Here is a 17,496-nt window from a genome sequence, read left to right as displayed (position 1 = left end):
TATTTATTGCGAATTTTTATTTTAATTCATTTAATTGTGACTAAATTTTTATATTTAATTGATTTTAATTATAAAATTGATATTTAATTAACTTAAATAATGAATATTTTAATACAGGATATTGCAGGATGGCTGAATATTTCTAAGGATGTATTTTGGTGATGTAAAAATTAATATATGTCTATTAAAATCAAACAGAAGAATTTTAAGCCACTTATTGCACCGCTATTTTTGCTTGCATCTGGCTTTATGTTCGGGCAAAAGGCAGTAAATGACACTGTGAAAGAAAAGACTAAAGATATTGAGGAGGTGGTCGTTATTGGTTATGGTAAAGTTAAAAAATCAGATCTTACAGGATCGGTATCTTCAGTTTCTGCAAAAGATCTGGCGGCAACACCGGCAATGAATGCTTTACAGGCATTACAGGGCAGGGCAGCAGGATTAAATATTGTTACGGCAGGTGGTGCACCCGGAGCAGGAGCAAATGTTACCGTTCGTGGTGGTGCTTCCATTACCCAGGGAACGGAGCCTCTTTATATTGTAGACGGTTTCCAGCTGGACAACGCGCTTAATATTATTAATCCCAACGATATTGAAAGTATTGATGTACTGAAAGGTGCTTCCGCCATTGCAATTTACGGTGCAAGAGGTTCAAACGGTATTATTGTTATTAAAACTAAAACCGGAAAAAAAGGAAGAATTACCATCAACTACAATTCATTCATGTCTTTCGATATGCTGTCAAAGAAGCTGGACATGGTTTCAAATTCTGAACAGTTTGTGAAATATCAGTATGAAATGGCACAGCTCCAGGGAAAAACCACTCAGTGGAGCAATGTTTTTGATAACAGTTTAGGAACAGACTCTCCCGGATTTTACACTGGTGCATTTGCCAGGATCAACAACCGCTACGCATCTGCACCTGCACTGGACTGGCAGGAAAGAATGCTTGGGGGGACGGGAGTTACCCAAAACCATAACGTGAGTGTTTCGGCAGGTAGTGATAAGACGCAGACGTTCATCAGTTATAATTATAATAAGCAGGATGGTTTGCTGCAGAATTTCAGTGAAACCAGAAACTCTTTACGTGCTAATATCAATTCAGAACTGTACAAAGGAATAAGGTTGGATTTCAGTTCCATGTTTAATTCAAATTCCACTAATGGTGGCGGAGCCTATTCGGGAATGAAAAAAATATTGCTCCAGCCTATCACAGGAGGAACATTATTTAGCCAGGATCAGTTATTCAATACGCAGACTTTTCCTGATTTTTCAGCATTGGATTCAGGTTTCGACACGGAAAATCCGTATATCGAAACGGCAGCATCTACGCAGAACAGAAGGGTAAGAACCTTCCTTGCCAATGTGGGTCTGGAATTTGATTTCCTGAAAGATTTTACATTCAGAACGGCAGGATCTTATAACTGGACCAATACAAAAGCCACTGCTTTTTCAGATAAAAATTCCCGTGCGTACCTTACAGATCCTGTCAATACCGGTATTAACGGAAGTATCGGGAATTCTGAGGCGTACCGATATCAGATCACCAATACATTGACATATAATAAAACGTTAGGCGAAAAACATAAAATAACCGGGCTTATCGGTAATGAAATCATCTATCAGGAAAGTGAGAGCAACAGCATGAGACTGGTAAGATTTCCATCTATTTTAAATTATGGACTGGATGATATATCCAATGCGACCGTTGCGGATAAAAGTACGGACAGATCATCATTCAGCCTGCTTTCCTATTTTGCAAGAGTAAATTATAATTATGATAATCGTTACCTTCTTACCGGTACGGTGCGCCGTGACGGATCTTCAAAATTCGGACCGGATAATAAATGGGGTGTATTTCCTTCTGTAGCTGCTGCATGGAGAGTTTCAGAAGAAGGTTTCTGGAAAAACTCCAAAATCGAAAATTATGTTAATGATCTTAAATTCAGGTTTGAATACGGGATCGTTGGTAATAACAGTATTCCGGATAATGTTTTCAGAACCAATGTTGTGGGAACAGATTATCCTCTGAATAATACGGTAGGAAATCTTGCTCTGGTAACAAGCAGTGTTCTGGGTAACCGTATGGTTCAGTGGGAGGAAATGAGATCCACCAATATCGGAGTAGATTTAGCCTTATTTAATAACAGGATTAAATTAACATCAGAATGGTACAACAACAATGTAACCGGCATGTTGCTGGAGACTGTATTGCCTGCATCTACGGGATATGCGAGACAGTTTAAAAATATCGGTTCCATGAAAAATACCGGTATGGAATTCACTTTAAACTCAATCAATGTAAAGTCCGGTGATTTCAGATGGTCTACAGATGCTAATGTTGGGTTCAATAAATCAAAAGTATTATCACTGGATGAAGGAAGACAATTCAGAAACTTCAGTGTCGGCAGCAACAGGGCGGGTATGGTTACATATTACGCTACAGTTGGGGAAGAACTGGGAGATATGTATGGATATGTTTATCAGGGAATTTATACGACCGACGATTTTATCCAGGAATCCAACGGATCATTAACATTAAAACCAGGAGTTGTAAAACCGGCTTCCGGAACTCCTAAACCCGGAGATATCAAATTTGCAGCAGATAATGAGGCCGGAGATCAGTTTACAAGAAAACTGGTAAAAATAGGAAATGGAACTCCGGATTTTATCGGGGGGATCAGCAATAATTTTTCGTATAAAGGTTTTGATCTTGCAGTATTCTTAAAATTTAGTGTAGGGGGTGATATTTACAATGCAACCAAACATAGTTTGAGCCCATATGCTCTGTTCCAGAATACGCCTTCGGAATTCGGAGATAATTATTATCGTATTATTGATCCTAATACCGGTCAGGCCACTACAAATCTTGCACGATTAAAAGAACTTAATCCTGATGAAGAATCCCGTCTTTGGAGCTTAAATACTACCAACTCAGGATATATTACTTATCCGTCATCGTATTATGTGGAAGATGGTTCTTATTTAAGAATTGCTATGGTAACGCTGGGGTACTCATTCCCGAGAGAATTTTTAAGCCATGTGAAACTTACCAATGCGCGTATCTACTTTACCGTTAATAACTTAGCAACAATTACGGGATATTCAGGCTATGATCCGGAAGTTTCTGCGGCCAGCGGCGTTACGGTTACGCCGGGATACGACAGCTCTTCATACCCACGTTCAAGAAGTTACGTTCTTGGTATTAATTTAACTTTCTAAATGCAAACGATTACATCATGAAAAACAGATATCATAAAAAAAATCTTTTAAAAACGCTGATTATCATTCCGGCAATTTTAGCCGGCAGCGTCAGTATCAATTCCTGCAGTGATGATTTTTTGGATCAGCCCGCCTATAATTCATCCAATACAGAATCGGTATTTGACAATATAGAAACCGCAGATGCTTTTGTCCAGGGACTTTACAGAGGGCTTGTTCCTACTGAAATGTTTTATCAGCTCGGTGCCGGAGATACCGTAACCCACTCTGCGGAAGACGGCTCAACCAACAATTCCAAGTACAATATCTGCAACTATCAGTACGATGCCTATACTCCAAATACCGTTACAGGAATTTATGCTGCCATGTATGCTATTATTGAAAGGGCTAATATTGCCATCAGCAGATTACCGACCATGCCTGCAAGCACAAAGCGTGATGCCTTATTGGCAGAAGCGAAAGCAATTCGTGCATTTTGTTATCATAACTTAATACGCGTTTACGGAGATGTGCCTGCTATTTGGATCCCCCTTGAAGATGCAGATCCTAATGATCAGAATACATTTTATCCGAAACGTTCTCCAAGAGACGGAATTTACGATCGCATCATTGCTGATATTCAGGAATCGGTAAACAATTTGCCGGGTTCAAATGGAACTCCGGAAAGACTGAACAAACAGTCTGCTAATGCACTTTTAGCAAGAATTGCATTGTATGCCGCGGGATATTCTCTTCGTTGGGATCTGAATACAGGATCTGCCGGTACGATGTCCCGTCGCCCTGATAACAGCAGAGTTCAGCAGCTTTACCAGATTGCAGATGCAGCAGCAGCTTCTGTAATTAATGCAGGTACCAACAGCCTGGTGCAGGCTCAGGGAGGAAAAAGTGGTTTCGAAGCCTTATGGTTCAATTTTGACAGAAGAAACTTTGCAGCCGTAAATCAGGAGATGCTTTGGCATATCGCCGAATATGGTCCGAATACCAACTCTGCATTTGGTGTTTATGCACATCCGGGTTCCAGAGGGGGTACATATGGATCCAGAAAAGCTTTACAGTTCATATTGCCAACCTATTATTTGTCTTTTAATCAGGCAGATAAACGCAGGGATGTCGCATGTACTTCTTACAGTATTTATTTTCTGAAAACAGGTGCTGCATCAGACACCTGGGTGGATGTGGGAACTACTTATTCCTGTATTATGCCGGGTAAATTCAGAATAAGCTGGTGTGTGGAGCCACAGGCGGCAGATGCACGTAACCTCAATATTCCGATCATAAGATATGCTGATGTATTGCTGATGTATGCAGAAACTCAAAACTATCTGAACGGAGGTCCTACAGCCGCAGGAACTGCTGCTTTGCAACAGGTGAGAAACCGTGCCGGAATAGGCTCATTGCCAATACCAAGCGGTCAGCAGGCGTTTCAGGATGCTATTGTTCAGGAGCGCAAGTGGGAGTTTTCCGATGAATTTATGCTTCGTACAGACTTAATAAGAATGAACCGCATCGCCAGCGAAATTAATGCGACAAAACAGGCAATGAAAAATCTTTCGGACCGTACAGGACAGTTTGCATCGACCCCGGTGTACAGATTGTATAAATTTCATAAAAATGCACAGGTTTACGGAGATCCGTTCCTGGCAGTTACCTATATAGATTTAACAAATCCGGCAGAAATTGCAGCAGTTCAGGCGGTTCCTACCAATTCTTCAGGGTATGCCGCTTATCAGACAACTCTAAAGAGTATTGCACTGGCAAACGGACAAACTTCAACGGCTGAAGACAAATGGTATCCTGTAAATATGTTCCAGGCTTACACAAGTACATTTAACGGAAATGCAAGAAAAGCGGTAGGATTTGTTGAAGGATTTAATGCATTGCAGATCGGGAATATTATCTATACCAAACCTACAGGTTCCGCTGAAAACGGAGGCACTTATCCGAACTGGATTGAAGGAGGCGGAGACGGACTTTTCTATGGATTTGTACCTAATAAAACAGAACTATTGCCTTTCGCAGCAGCTTCTGCAGGACATCCTTTGGTTGATAATCCTAATTTGACTCAGTTGCCCGGATATTAATTAAACTAAACTCATTCAGCATAAACATTGAGAAGTTCTAGATTTCTTGATGTTTATTTTTTAAAATATAGATCACAAAATATTAATTATGATTCATCCGGATCAGATTGAAATAAACCATACTAAGCTGAATTAAAAGTAACGTGTTAATTTATTTTTACATAAAGCATTTAGCAGTATAGTACGGGATGCTGTACAAAACAGAACAATCTAATTTTGGGTGAGAATTTAGAAATATAAGTAAAGACAATGGAAAAACTAAAAACATTTAGATACGTAAACTATTTGTGGGATGATGAAAAAGCAGCATCTTTTGGAGATGACCAGGTAGCCTTATTTTTATACCGTTCAAATATTCTGGGAGCAGACTTAAGAATCACCAACTACGGAGGAGGAAATACAAGCTGTAAAACCATAGAAAAAGATCCTTTAACCAATGAAGAAGTTGAAGTAATGTGGGTGAAAGGTTCCGGAGGCGATATCGGGACTTTAACAAGAAAAGGAATTGCGGGTTTATATACTGAAAGGTTGAGAAACCTTAAAAATGTTTACGAAGGTCTGGAAGATGAAGACAGAATGGTAGGATTATTTGATCACTGCATCTACGATCTGGACAGTAAAGCGCCATCCATCGATACACCTCTTCATGGACTTCTTCCATTCAGACATATAGACCACCTTCATCCTGATGCATTAATTGCAGTCGCTGCAGCAAAAGACAGTGAAGCTATCACCAAAGAAATCTGGGGTGATACAATGGGATGGGTGCCATGGCAAAGGCCGGGCTTCGACCTGGGTTTGCAGCTGGAAAAATGTTTAAACGATAATCCGGGAATCAGGGGGATTGTTTTAGGTAGTCATGGATTATTTACCTGGGGAGATACTTCCTACGAGTGTTATATTAACAGCCTGGAAGTTATCGAAACGGCTTCAGAATATATTGCTAAAAAAATTGAAGAAAAAGGACAGGTTTTTGGCGGACAAAAAATAGAATCTCTGCCTGCGGACGAACGTAAGAATAAAGCGGCGCAGATTATGCCGTTGTTGAGAGGTCTGGCTTCTTCAGAAAACAGGATGGTTGGCCATTTTACTGACAGTGATACTGTTCTGGAATTCATCAATAGCAATGATCTTGAAAGACTGGCTCCGCTGGGAACTTCATGTCCGGATCACTTTCTGAGAACGAAAATTCAGCCGTTGGTGCTCACTTTAGGTAAAAACGAAGATCTTACTGATTCTAAAGCTGTTTTGGAAAAATTAACTCCGCTTTTCGAACAATACCGACAGGAATATAAAGAATATTACGAAACCTGTAAACATCCGAACAGCCCTGCAATGCGAGATCCGAATCCGGTGATCATCATTTATCCGGGAGTGGGAATGTTCAGCTTTTCAAAAGATAAGCAGACTACGCGTGTGGCCAGTGAATTTTATGTCAACGCTATCAATGTAATGCGCGGTGCAGAAGCTATTTCTGAATACACCTCATTACCAAGACAGGAAGCTTTCGATATCGAATACTGGCTGCTGGAAGAGGCTAAACTTCAGAGAATGCCGAAGGAGAAGCCTTTGTCAAGAAAAGTTGCCATCGTTACCGGAGCAGGAGGCGGAATAGGGCAGGCTATTGCTGATAAAATGATTGCTGAAGGTGCAGTTGTTGTGTATACGGATTTGAATACAGAAGCCGTACAATCGGCTATTTCAAAATACAGCAAAGACCAGGCAATTGCCGTTCAGTGTGATGTAACGAGTGATGAAGCGATTGCCGATGCATTCAAAGAAACCGTTTTGGCATTCGGTGGAGTAGATATCATCATTCATTCTGCCGGACTGGCCATTTCAAAGTCGCTGGAAGAAACTACTTTAAATGATTGGGATCTTCTTGAAAATGTTTTGGTGAAAGGGCAGTTTTTATTGTCAAAAATCGGAACCGAGATCATGAAAAAACAAAATCTGGGTGGAGATATCGTCAACATTGCAAGCAAAAACGGACTCGTTGCGGGACCGAATAATGTAGCGTACGGAACTGCAAAAGCGGCTCAGCAACATATGACCAGACTGTTGGCTGCAGAACTGGCTGCAGATAAGATCAGAGTAAATGTTGTAAATCCGGATGGTGTAATTGTAGGAAGCAAAATCTGGGAAGGAGAATGGGCAGAAGGCCGTGCAAAAGCCAATGGAATCACGGTGGAAGAACTTCCGGCATTTTACGCCAAAAGAAATCTTTTAAATGAAATCATTCTTCCGGAAGACATTGCCAACGGAGTTTTCGCCTGTGTTGCCATTTTAGATAAAAGCACAGGAAACATCATCAATGTAGATGGCGGAATGGCTAATGCTTTCCCAAGATAATTTTTTGTATCAATCCTGAAAGAATTTATTTTAAATCGTAAGTTTGATATTATTATGTTAAATGAATTTGAAAATAAATTTCCTCAACCAGAGCCACGAAGTGGCGACCTACAATAGCACAGGATGCAAGTCCTGTGCATAATAAATATAATTCTGTAAAAAATAAATCAGAATATGATTATAAACAAAGAAAGTATAGAACAAGGCAATAAAAATGAAGTTGAAAATTTCAATTCAGACTTCGCCTATTTATCAGATAAACTCACGAAATCAGGAGCGAATGTTTCTGAAATTGCCAAAAAAATTGCCGATTTTCAGGTAGCCATTCCAAGTTGGGCTTTGGGAGCAGGCGGAACACGTTTTGGAAGATTTTCTTACGGTGGAGAGCCGGCAACATTAGAGCAGAAATTAGATGATGTTGGATTGATTCATGCTTTAACACACTCCGCAGGAGCAGTTTCGCTTCACATTCCCTGGGATATTCCTGGTGATATAAAAGCGATTAAAGAAAAAGCAATAGCTCACGGATTAGTTTTCGATGCAATGAATTCCAATACGTTTCAGGATCAGCCGGGAGCAAAACAATCCTACAAATTCGGATCTTTGAACGCAGCGAATGAAGAGGTAAGAGCCTATGCCGTTGAACACAATAAAGAAGTAATCCGCATTGGTGAAGAATTAGGTTCAAAAAGCTTAACGGTTTGGTTGGCAGACGGCGCAAGCTTCCCGGGACAGTTAAATTTCCAGACCGCTTTGTCGAAAACAGAGCAAAGTTTAAAAGAAATTTATGCAGGAATGCCGGAAGACTGGAAACTGTTCATCGAATATAAACCTTATGAACCGAATTTCTATTCAACAACCATTCAGGATTGGGGAACGTCTTTCATGTTAGCCAATGCTTGTGGAGAAAGAGCCTATACTTTGGTTGATCTTGGTCATCACTTACCCAATTCGAACATTGAGCAAGTCGTTGCCACGTTAATGTATAAAGGAAAATTAGGTGGATTCCATTTCAACGACAGTAAATATGGTGATGATGATTTAACAGTAGGGTCTATCAAACCTTATGCATTATTCCTGATTTTCAATGAATTGGTATACGGGATGGAAAACAATCCGCAGAATCCGTATCCGGCTTGGATGATTGATGCAAGCCACAATATTAAAGATCCGTTGGAAGACCTTATTCAGTCACTGGAAGCGATTTTGATCGCGTATGCTCAGGCACTTTTAGTAGATCAGAAAGCATTGAAAGATGCGCAGCTGAATAACGATGTGGTTCGTGCACAGGAAATTTTACAAAATGCCTACAGAACAGATGTTCGTCCGTTATTAAAAGCTGCAAGATTACAGACAGGCGCAGCGATTGATCCTATTTCGGCTTACAGAAATCTTAAAGTGAGAGAAAATTTAATTTCCGAAAGAGGCCTGAATGTAAAAGCTACAGGATTATAACCTGTTTTAATTTGATAATTTGAACTTTCAAGTGCAATCGAAAGTTTTTAATTATATGTATCCTTATATTTTTATCATTAAGGTTGAAAGTGTTTAGATTATTGGGGTTTAAGCAATATGCTTGAAGAATTAGTGGATTTTTTCTTAATGATCTTAATATCTGAACACTCCTTAATGGTGTTAATTATTACTGTAATTGAATATTTAACAAAATACATTATTGAATTTTGTAGAAGTATATATGCTAAATTCTTTGTGCTCTTTGCTAAGTAGAAAGCCTTTGTGAACTTAAAAACATATAGTATTAAAAAAACTCTTTGCGGGCTTTGCGTTTAAATAAAAGAAAGTGCTTAATTAAAAAGATTGCTTCATCGCTCCTCGCAATGACAAAATGACCTTTGCTTAAAAAAGTTATAAATAAAAAATAACACAATTGAATTTACAGAATATATAGTACATTCTTTCGTGATCTTTGCTAAGTAGAACGCCTTTGCGAACTTAAAAAACGTATAGTATTTAAAAAAAAATCTTTGCGGGCTTTGCGTTTAAATAAAAGAAAGTATTTAATTAAAAAGATTGCTTCATCGCTCCTCGCAATGACAAAATAATCTTTGCTTAAAAAGGTTTTATAATTAAAGATAACATTATGAATTTACAGAATATACAGTACATTCTTTTGTGCTCTTTGCTAAGTAAGACGCCTTTGCGAACTTAAAAACATATAGTATTAAAAAAACTCTTTGCGGACTTTGCGTTTAAAAGTCATTCGCAATGACCAAAATAATCATCCAAGAAAATGTCTAAAAAAAAGAAAGTAACCATTGTATTTGATATTGGAAAAACCAATAAAAAATTCTTTCTGTTTGATAAAAATTACAAAGAAGTTGTCCGGGAATATACCGAATTACCGCTCACAACTGATGAAGATGGCTATCCAACGGAAGATCTGGCTGCACTCCAAAACTGGATCAAAGATAATTTCAATGCTATTCTTGATGATGAAAATTTTGAAGTAAAAGCCATCAATTTCTCTACATACGGGGCAAGTTTTGTACATCTGGACCAGAAAGGAAATGTTCTCACGCCATTGTACAATTACACCAAACCGATGGATGAAGAAATCTTGGATTTATTCTATAAAATACACGGCAGTAAACTTAAAATTGCCCGTGAAACAGCCTCTCCGCAGGCAGGAATGCTGAATTCCGGGTTGCAGTTATTTTGGTTAAAATACAAACATCCCGAAGTTTTCAAAAAAATACGGTACAGTCTTCATTTACCCCAATATTTATCCTACCTGTTTACCGGAATCTGTGTCTCCGAATTTACATCAATCGGCTGTCACACCAATTTATGGGATTACGATAAAGCAGATTACCATGACTGGGTGTACGAAGAAGAGATCGATGCTTTGTTACCGCCGATTGTGCCGACTTCAGCAAGCATTAATACCTCATACAGAAATAAGAAAATTAAAATCGGGGTTGGAATCCACGACAGTTCTTCGGCACTCTTGCCTTATATTTTAAGCAAAAAAGAACCGTTCTTGCTGCTTTCAACAGGTACCTGGAGTATTTCTCTCAATCCTTTCAATGATGAGAGTTTAACCGATGAAGACATCGAAAACAATTGCCTGAATTACATGAGAATCGACGGAAAACGTGTGAAAGCATCCCGTTTTTTCATGGGAAATGAATATAAAATTCAGGTTGAAAAATTATGTGCGCATTATGGAAAAGAGTATGGTTTCCACAGGGAAGTACAGTTTGATCAGGATTTGTACCTTCGTTTAATGAAGCATAAAGCAGTTTATTTCCGTTTTGAAGGCATTATTTTAAAAAGAAAAATGATCAGCGAGACCGATTTAAATTCTTTCGCAACTTTTGAAGAAGCCTATCATCAGCTGATGATCGAGCTTATGGATCTACAAATTCATACGATTGCAAATGCCATCGGAAATTCTGAAATTCAGCATATTTATATCGATGGTGGATTTACCGATAATGATGTATTTATGAAACTGATGTCACACCATTTTCAGCATTATAATGTAATGTCCAGCCATTCGCCGCTGGGTTCTGCATTGGGAGCGTCCATGGTGATTTCCAACAAAAAAATAGATGAAGCTTTTCTGCAACAGCATTATCAGATGAAAGTGCTTCAGCCCTTAATTTTTAATTTGTAAATATGTAAAGTAAAATGTGAAAGGTGAGAGGTGAAAAGTAAAATGTGAAAGAATCAACTTCTAATTTTTACTTCTTACTTCTAACTTTTTACTTCTGACTTCTGACTTTTTAACATAAAACCTGTAATCATGGCTTTCCCATTTGACACAAGATATGCATCGCTTGAGCTTTTAATTGAAAGAGCAAAGAAAAGAATGCCCCGTTTTGCTTTTGAATACCTGGACGGCGGCTGTAATGAAAATATAAACCGTGACAGAAATACCAACGAATTAAGAGAGGTGTTGCTTCGCCCGCGTTATCTGAATAACAATTTTGCCGAAGCCAATATGGAAACCGAATTATTCGGGGTGAATTATTCTGCACCTTTCGGGATTTCTCCTGTTGGTCTGCAGGGATTAATGTGGCCGAATGCCCCGGAAATCCTTGCAAAGGCAGCTTTTAAACATAATATTCCTTTTATTTTAAGCACGGTTACCACAAGCAGCATTGAAAGAATTGCGGAATTAACGGAAGGAAAAGCATGGTATCAGCTTTATCACCCGAGGGAAGAATGGCTGCGTGATGATATTCTCAACCGCTGTGAAGCTTCGGGATATGATGTCCTGGTGATTCTGGCAGATGTTCCTACCTTCGGATACCGAGCCAAAGAAATCAGAAACGGATTGGCGATGCCGCCACAACTGAATTTCCGGAATGTTTCCCAGGCACTGGCAAAACCTCAATGGTGTCTGGAGATGCTGAAACATGGCGTTCCGGGTTTTAAAACAATGGAAAAATATATGGATAAAAACATGAATGTAAAACAGTTGGGACAGTTCATGAACTCCACTTTTTCAGGAAGATTAAATTCGGACAGAATCAAGGCGATCCGCGATCAGTGGAAAGGAAAACTGGTCATCAAAGGCGTGGCTTCCGATGAAGATGCGGAAGAAGCAGTACGTTTGGGTTTCGACGGAATGATTATTTCCAACCACGGAGGAAGACAGCTGGATGCAGGAGAATCTACCATTGCGGTGGTAAAAGAAATCAGTGAAAAATATAAAGATCAGATTAAAATTATGATGGACAGCGGCGTGAGAACCGGTCCTGATGTAGCCCGAGCCTTAAGCTGCGGTGCCGAATTTACCTTTATGGGAAGAACATTTATGTATGCTGTAGGTGCTTTGGGTGATCAGGGTGGTGATCATATTATTGAAATGCTCAAAATGCAGTTCAGACAGGTAATGGAACAGCTTTGCTGTGAAAAGCCTGAACAGCTGCGGGATTTTAGGGTGAGGTAGGTTTTGAGCGCGAAGCTGGATGATGGAAGTTAATAAGCTTTCTCAAAAAATTAACAGAAGAAATTGATTAATAGAAACGGGCTTTAAGCCCGTTTTTTATTAGTGTATCTCGATCGGCTTTAGCCGAAACTTAAACAATGTAAATGTAAAAGTTTTAATTTGTGCTGACTCTCATAAGTCCATCAATCCCTCTTTTTCCATATTGATTGACAGATTGACTTTTGGGAGTAATATCAATCTGTTTGATGTTTAATTTATTTAATACTTCAATTAATTTACCTTTTTCATAATCTACTATTTTCCAATCTACCATTAATAGTGGATTTTCTCCAAGCTCATTGTTGGCTAATTTAACCTTCATAAATTCAGGAATGTTATATTTCTGAATCGTGGAATCAGAACTGTAATACTGGGGCTTTTCAATTTTCAGATTGTTATTTTGAATTAAATCCCAAAATTTTTCTGACCAATTTCCAACATCCCATATTTTTATTTTCGAATTTAATGTATTTTCAATGGCAGACTTATCACTACCATTTTCAATTAAAAGCTCTGATACTATATACATATCATAAGGAAAAGCCGCAGTTTCTAATTTTTCAAATAAAATCTGATTATAGGGTTTTAAATCAATTTTAGACAATTTAATATGGTACAAAAAATTGCCTAATTCTGTACCTGTTTTAGATCGTAAATTTGAAGATATGTACTCGTTACGTTCACGATTACTCATTTTTTTTAATGTAAAAGCATCATTTGATTTACAACTTAAAATCATCATCAAAATGACAAAAAGAATGCATTTTAATTTCATGGTCGAAATATAATTGTTGCAAAAATAATTAATTTACTTTTTCTTCTCCGCTTTCACAGCCTGTCTTGCCAATAATTTCCAGTCGTTTTTAACTTTAGCCCAAACCAGTAAAATATCCAGAGTGACATCACCGGGAGCTTTTCCTGCGTCGGCGGTCGTTGCGTAAAAATGATGGCGGACAATCGCTGTATTTCCAACAATCTGCACGGTTTGATTGGTTATATCAATTGTAAGAAAATCAGATTTCTTCGTAACTAATTTTTCCACAAATTCTGTGGCATCATCAATGTGGCCTCCGGAATGTCCGTATGTAAGTTCAGGTAAAATTAAAGATTCGAGAGCAGATTTTTCCCCGCTTATCATGGCCGTTCGCAACTTTTCGGCGGCGGCTGTCACAGCATCAGTATCATTTATTTTCTGTGCGGTGATGGTAATTGCCATGATAAAGCTCAAAGCAAAAATTAATTTTTTAATCATAATGAAATAATGTATTTAAAATAATAAAATAGTGTAATCGATTGCGCAATTATTGCGGAGTTTAAAATACTTTTAAAGAGAATCCCTCTGAATAAATTTGAAAACATTGTTCACCGATTCTTTTTTGTTCTTTAGGATCATATATGCTGCAGATTCGCCCATCGCTTTAAAATCAGTCGTGATTACGGTAATTCCCAGCAGTTCCTTTAGCGGTGTCTCATTGTATGAAATAATGCCGATATCTTCACCAAGCTTCAGATTTTTCTGCCTGATCTGTTTTACAAGGTTTACAAGATCACGTTCACGGATGGTAATAAAGATATCTTTGTCCTGCAGTTCCATGTCATGATAAATTTCATCGAGAATTTCATAATCAAGCTTAAAATCCCTGCAGAATTTTTCAAAACCTCTTACGATCCTGAAAGGATAGGGATGGATGGATTTATCGGGATACACGAGTATAATTTTCTCGTATTTCCTGATCTTATCCAGACCTTCTTTTAAAGCATTGTAAATATCATGCTCGAAATCCTGAAAAATAGAACCGTATTCTCCTGAAATATTGGGTTTTGTATTGTCCAGCATCAGCAATTTATTCTTAGGAATTTTTTCAATCATTTCAATTACCTCTCTGGTAGAGCTCGTGTGTTTAGACTGTTCGTCCCGGAAATGGGGCATGATGACATAATAATCAAAACCTCCTATATTTTTTTTCAAAGCATTTATAAAAAGCGTTTCATCGCAGTGGTAAATATACATTTCCACATTGCCTTTGGTACCGATTGCATTCACAAAATAATTATAAATCATCATTTTGTATGTGCTCGGCTTATTGATCAGAAAGAAAATATTAATCGTGTCATTCTTATTGATTCGGGAAATATAATATCCTTTGCCTTTCACAGATTCAATTATCTGTCGTTTTCTCAGTTCTTTATATGCTTTTTCCACTGTATCTCTTGAAAGAAAACAGGATTCACTTAACTCATTAATGGAGGGAATTTTTTCGCCGATGCTGATCTCTCCGCCATCAATTCCATTTAAAATAGAATCTACAATCTGTTTGTATTTGGGAACTCTGGAGTTTTCGTTGATATGTATTTCAAAAGTTTCTGCCATAGCTTTTGTGGTATAGGAATTATTTTCTTTAACCAAAATGAATTTTCAGAAAAATGATTTGTTAAAGAAGACAAGTTACAAAAATTTATAATAACTGATAATCATCATGTTTAATGAAATAAATTAATATAAATAACTTGTTTTCAGTGTTTTATAGTTGTGGATTCATATGAGTTTAAATTTATTAAATTACCAATCCTCAACTGTAAAACGATGATAACTCCAATTTTATTGTAAACTTTAATCCGAACTTTGAACCCTAAACCTTAAACAAAAAAGCCTGCCCTATAAAAGGACAGACTTCAACTATATGAATGTGAAATTTTTAAGGCATCTTTTTAAACCCTTCCGTTTTTATTTTCCAGCTGCCGTCTTTCGGGAAACCTGGAAATTGTCCTGTTGAACTGTCCCAACCTTCCAGCATCATCGCAACGGCTGTTAAAGTTCCGCCGTTTCCGGGAAGATAAATTCTCAAACGTCCATCCTGGAAATTATGCCCGTTTTTTAAATAAGTATTGGTCTGAATATCCATAAAAAGCGCATCCAGAGCCTTATTCGGAAGTCCAAGCCTTGCAGCATTCATCGCCGTCATCGGGAAATCCCAACCCCAGGTATGAGCCCAGTTCCATCTTTCCCAAACGGTATCCAAAGTATTTTTCATAATCTTTTTATCCAGTTTCAGAGATTCCGGAACCATTCCTAATGCTCCCAAAACTGAAGGGTGGTCGGTCATCCATTTTGGAAAAGTGAAAGAATCTTTCGCCGATTCTGTTGACAAATAAACGCCGTCCTGCACCGGAAGCGGAGCCAGTTTGGTAATCACGTCATCCCATTTTTTATTTCTTGATTCACCCAGTCTTTCTTTCCATTGCTGAGCAACTTTCAGCGCCCAATCCCAATAAGCGACTTCGTAAGTCGGATTATAAGTATCTTTTGCAGGGAAAACTTCCTGTGCCGGAATCACACCTTTTCCGAGATTATAACGGTTTTTTTCTTTGTCGAAAGTCGCAAAATCAGCCATAAACTCAGCCGTTGCAAAAACCAGGTCTTTATATTTTTCTAATACTTTTTTATCCTTTTTATCACGATATAAAAGCTCGGTCATATAAATCAAATGCGGTTGTTCCCAGATCAAAAATGCAGCCACAGAAGACGGACTTTCATTGCCGTCATTATCCGACATTTTAATCCAACGAACGCCTTTATAGCCTTGTCTTTCCGCTAGCTTTTTAGCTTTGTCAAATGACCTGAAATAATAATCCAGTTGCTTTTCCAAAATTTCAGATCTTCCCCACAAAGCGAAATGAACGCCGTGCCACCAGTGCATTTCGGTGTGTGGCTTTCCGTACCAGCTGTTGAAGGTCAAACCTGTTTCCTGCGGCGGATTGCTTCCTCCACACTGAACTTTCGTTAGATATTCAGACAAAACAATTCTTCGCTCTAATTCATTGGCTCTTTTATCCGTACTTCCTTCAAAATCAACAGCAGCACCGCTTTCCCAAAAGTTTTTCCAGCCGGAAATACTTTCTTTTTCAGCATCCGTAAATAAACTTTTTGTAGTCTTTTGATTTTTATCTGAAAACTCAACTGTCAATTCAAGAGTTTTGTTTTTTGAAGAAGGTTCGTAAACAAAATGATGTTTTCCGGCTTCACTTAATTTTCCATCGGTGAAATATAATTGCGTAAAATAATCTGCAGTTTGTAATTTATGTTCAATCAATCCCTGCGTTGAGTTTGATGAAATGATTTTTGTTGAATGTTTATCTGCGTTTCCATAAAAAGCCGCTTCATCTAAAAACTGTCCGCTCGGATAAGGATATTTAGCGAAAACCTTTAATCTTTTCTGACTAATCAAATCAGATTCAATTTTCACCCCGATTTTATCTGAATTTTGGAAAGAAGCCGTCCACACTTTTACAGGAGTTCCTTCCAAAGTAAATTCACTCGTAATAATTCCCGTCCATAAATCAATTTTCTGATTGATATTCTGCAAATCTGAAACCTGAGCTTTTTGGCCGTCTTTTTTAAGCAGCTCAAGACCTATATTTCCCAACTGCAAACGATGTTGATTGACCCTGAAATATTCCACCGCTTTTCTGTTGCGTTCGGGTTCTTTCAGTTGAACACTGTACAAAGCTTTTCTACCGTCATTATTGAAATCGTAAGGTTTTAAAGTTTCCTCAAACGTATAATTTTCAGTATTCGGAAAACTGTTCCAGCCCCATTCTGACTGCGTTCCCAATGAAACACCGTTTTTGTAGTATTCAGGGAATGACTGCATTCCGGTAATGTCAACGGTGTAGGCAAATTTCCCGTTCCCAACCGTTAAAGTTGATAATGTATCTGCTTTAGTGTTCACCACATTATGTCGTTGAACAACCTTCTTACGGTCGATTTTCTGGGCATTCAGGGACGAAAATCCGATGCAGAAAAGACTCAGATATATTGCAATTTTTTTCATTTTATGGATTAGATTTATTTTTTATTATTTGCATTGCAATGTGTTAAGA

Annotated in this window: 10 protein-coding genes; 6 read left to right on the top strand and 4 right to left on the bottom strand. The window is 38.1% G+C overall.

Going from position 1 to position 17,496, the window contains the following annotated elements; genetic code table 11:
• Nucleotides 1-177: 177 nt before the first annotated feature.
• From U9K52_RS07775 to U9K52_RS07750, 6 genes are all read left to right on the top strand, one after another.
• Nucleotides 178-3,222, top strand: coding sequence for a SusC/RagA family TonB-linked outer membrane protein (locus U9K52_RS07775; RefSeq protein ID WP_322925858.1), 3,045 nt, complete (start codon nt 178-180; stop codon nt 3,220-3,222).
• A 17-nt stretch (nt 3,223-3,239) separates the two neighbouring features.
• A complete protein-coding gene (locus tag U9K52_RS07770) occupies nt 3,240-5,303 on the top strand; it encodes a RagB/SusD family nutrient uptake outer membrane protein (RefSeq protein WP_322925857.1) in 2,064 nt (687 codons plus the stop codon).
• A 249-nt stretch (nt 5,304-5,552) separates the two neighbouring features.
• Complete coding sequence (locus tag U9K52_RS07765) at nt 5,553-7,655, top strand: bifunctional aldolase/short-chain dehydrogenase (protein ID WP_263603372.1); 2,103 nt, start codon at nt 5,553-5,555, stop codon at nt 7,653-7,655.
• Between the two features lie 174 nt (nt 7,656-7,829).
• A complete protein-coding gene (locus tag U9K52_RS07760) occupies nt 7,830-9,110 on the top strand; it encodes a hypothetical protein (protein WP_322925856.1) in 1,281 nt (426 codons plus the stop codon).
• A 796-nt stretch (nt 9,111-9,906) separates the two neighbouring features.
• Nucleotides 9,907-11,295 carry an FGGY-family carbohydrate kinase gene (locus U9K52_RS07755; protein ID WP_322925855.1) on the top strand — a complete coding sequence of 463 codons (1,389 nt, stop codon included), beginning with the start codon at nt 9,907-9,909 and terminating at the stop codon, nt 11,293-11,295.
• Between the two features lie 129 nt (nt 11,296-11,424).
• The gene (locus tag U9K52_RS07750) at nt 11,425-12,576 is read left to right on the top strand and encodes an alpha-hydroxy acid oxidase (RefSeq protein ID WP_322925854.1); all 1,152 of its coding nucleotides are present in this window, start codon (nt 11,425-11,427) and stop codon (nt 12,574-12,576) included.
• A gap of 154 nt (nt 12,577-12,730) precedes the next feature.
• Here the strand turns inward: U9K52_RS07750 and U9K52_RS07745 are convergent, their stop codons facing one another.
• The 4 genes from U9K52_RS07745 to U9K52_RS07730 form a co-directional block, all read right to left on the bottom strand.
• Nucleotides 12,731-13,390, bottom strand: a complete 660-nt coding sequence (locus U9K52_RS07745; RefSeq protein ID WP_322925853.1) for a hypothetical protein — start codon at nt 13,388-13,390, stop codon at nt 12,731-12,733.
• Between the two features lie 33 nt (nt 13,391-13,423).
• Nucleotides 13,424-13,867 carry a nuclear transport factor 2 family protein gene (locus U9K52_RS07740; RefSeq protein ID WP_322925852.1) on the bottom strand — a complete coding sequence of 148 codons (444 nt, stop codon included), beginning with the start codon at nt 13,865-13,867 and terminating at the stop codon, nt 13,424-13,426.
• Between the two features lie 72 nt (nt 13,868-13,939).
• Nucleotides 13,940-14,986: a GntR family transcriptional regulator gene (locus tag U9K52_RS07735; protein WP_248392788.1), complete on the bottom strand. Its 1,047-nt coding sequence runs from the start codon at nt 14,984-14,986 to the stop codon at nt 13,940-13,942.
• Between the two features lie 325 nt (nt 14,987-15,311).
• Nucleotides 15,312-17,447, bottom strand: a complete 2,136-nt coding sequence (locus U9K52_RS07730) for a hypothetical protein (RefSeq protein ID WP_322925851.1) — start codon at nt 17,445-17,447, stop codon at nt 15,312-15,314.
• Between the last annotated feature and the right edge of the window lie 49 nt (nt 17,448-17,496).

This window comes from Chryseobacterium sp. MHB01 (assembly GCF_034651565.1).
GTDB classification, from domain to species: domain Bacteria; phylum Bacteroidota; class Bacteroidia; order Flavobacteriales; family Weeksellaceae; genus Chryseobacterium; species Chryseobacterium nepalense.
This window is presented reverse-complemented; position numbering and strand designations above follow the sequence as displayed.

Coding starts and splice junctions, on each gene's coding strand:
- U9K52_RS07775 (WP_322925858.1), top strand. CDS start 178: ATGTCTATTAAAATCAAACAGAAGAATTTTAAGCCACTTATTGCACCG.
- U9K52_RS07770 (WP_322925857.1), top strand. CDS start 3,240: ATGAAAAACAGATATCATAAAAAAAATCTTTTAAAAACGCTGATTATC.
- U9K52_RS07765 (WP_263603372.1), top strand. CDS start 5,553: ATGGAAAAACTAAAAACATTTAGATACGTAAACTATTTGTGGGATGAT.
- U9K52_RS07760 (WP_322925856.1), top strand. CDS start 7,830: ATGATTATAAACAAAGAAAGTATAGAACAAGGCAATAAAAATGAAGTT.
- U9K52_RS07755 (WP_322925855.1), top strand. CDS start 9,907: ATGTCTAAAAAAAAGAAAGTAACCATTGTATTTGATATTGGAAAAACC.
- U9K52_RS07750 (WP_322925854.1), top strand. CDS start 11,425: ATGGCTTTCCCATTTGACACAAGATATGCATCGCTTGAGCTTTTAATT.
- U9K52_RS07745 (WP_322925853.1), bottom strand. CDS start 13,390: ATGAAATTAAAATGCATTCTTTTTGTCATTTTGATGATGATTTTAAGT.
- U9K52_RS07740 (WP_322925852.1), bottom strand. CDS start 13,867: ATGATTAAAAAATTAATTTTTGCTTTGAGCTTTATCATGGCAATTACC.
- U9K52_RS07735 (WP_248392788.1), bottom strand. CDS start 14,986: ATGGCAGAAACTTTTGAAATACATATCAACGAAAACTCCAGAGTTCCC.
- U9K52_RS07730 (WP_322925851.1), bottom strand. CDS start 17,447: ATGAAAAAAATTGCAATATATCTGAGTCTTTTCTGCATCGGATTTTCG.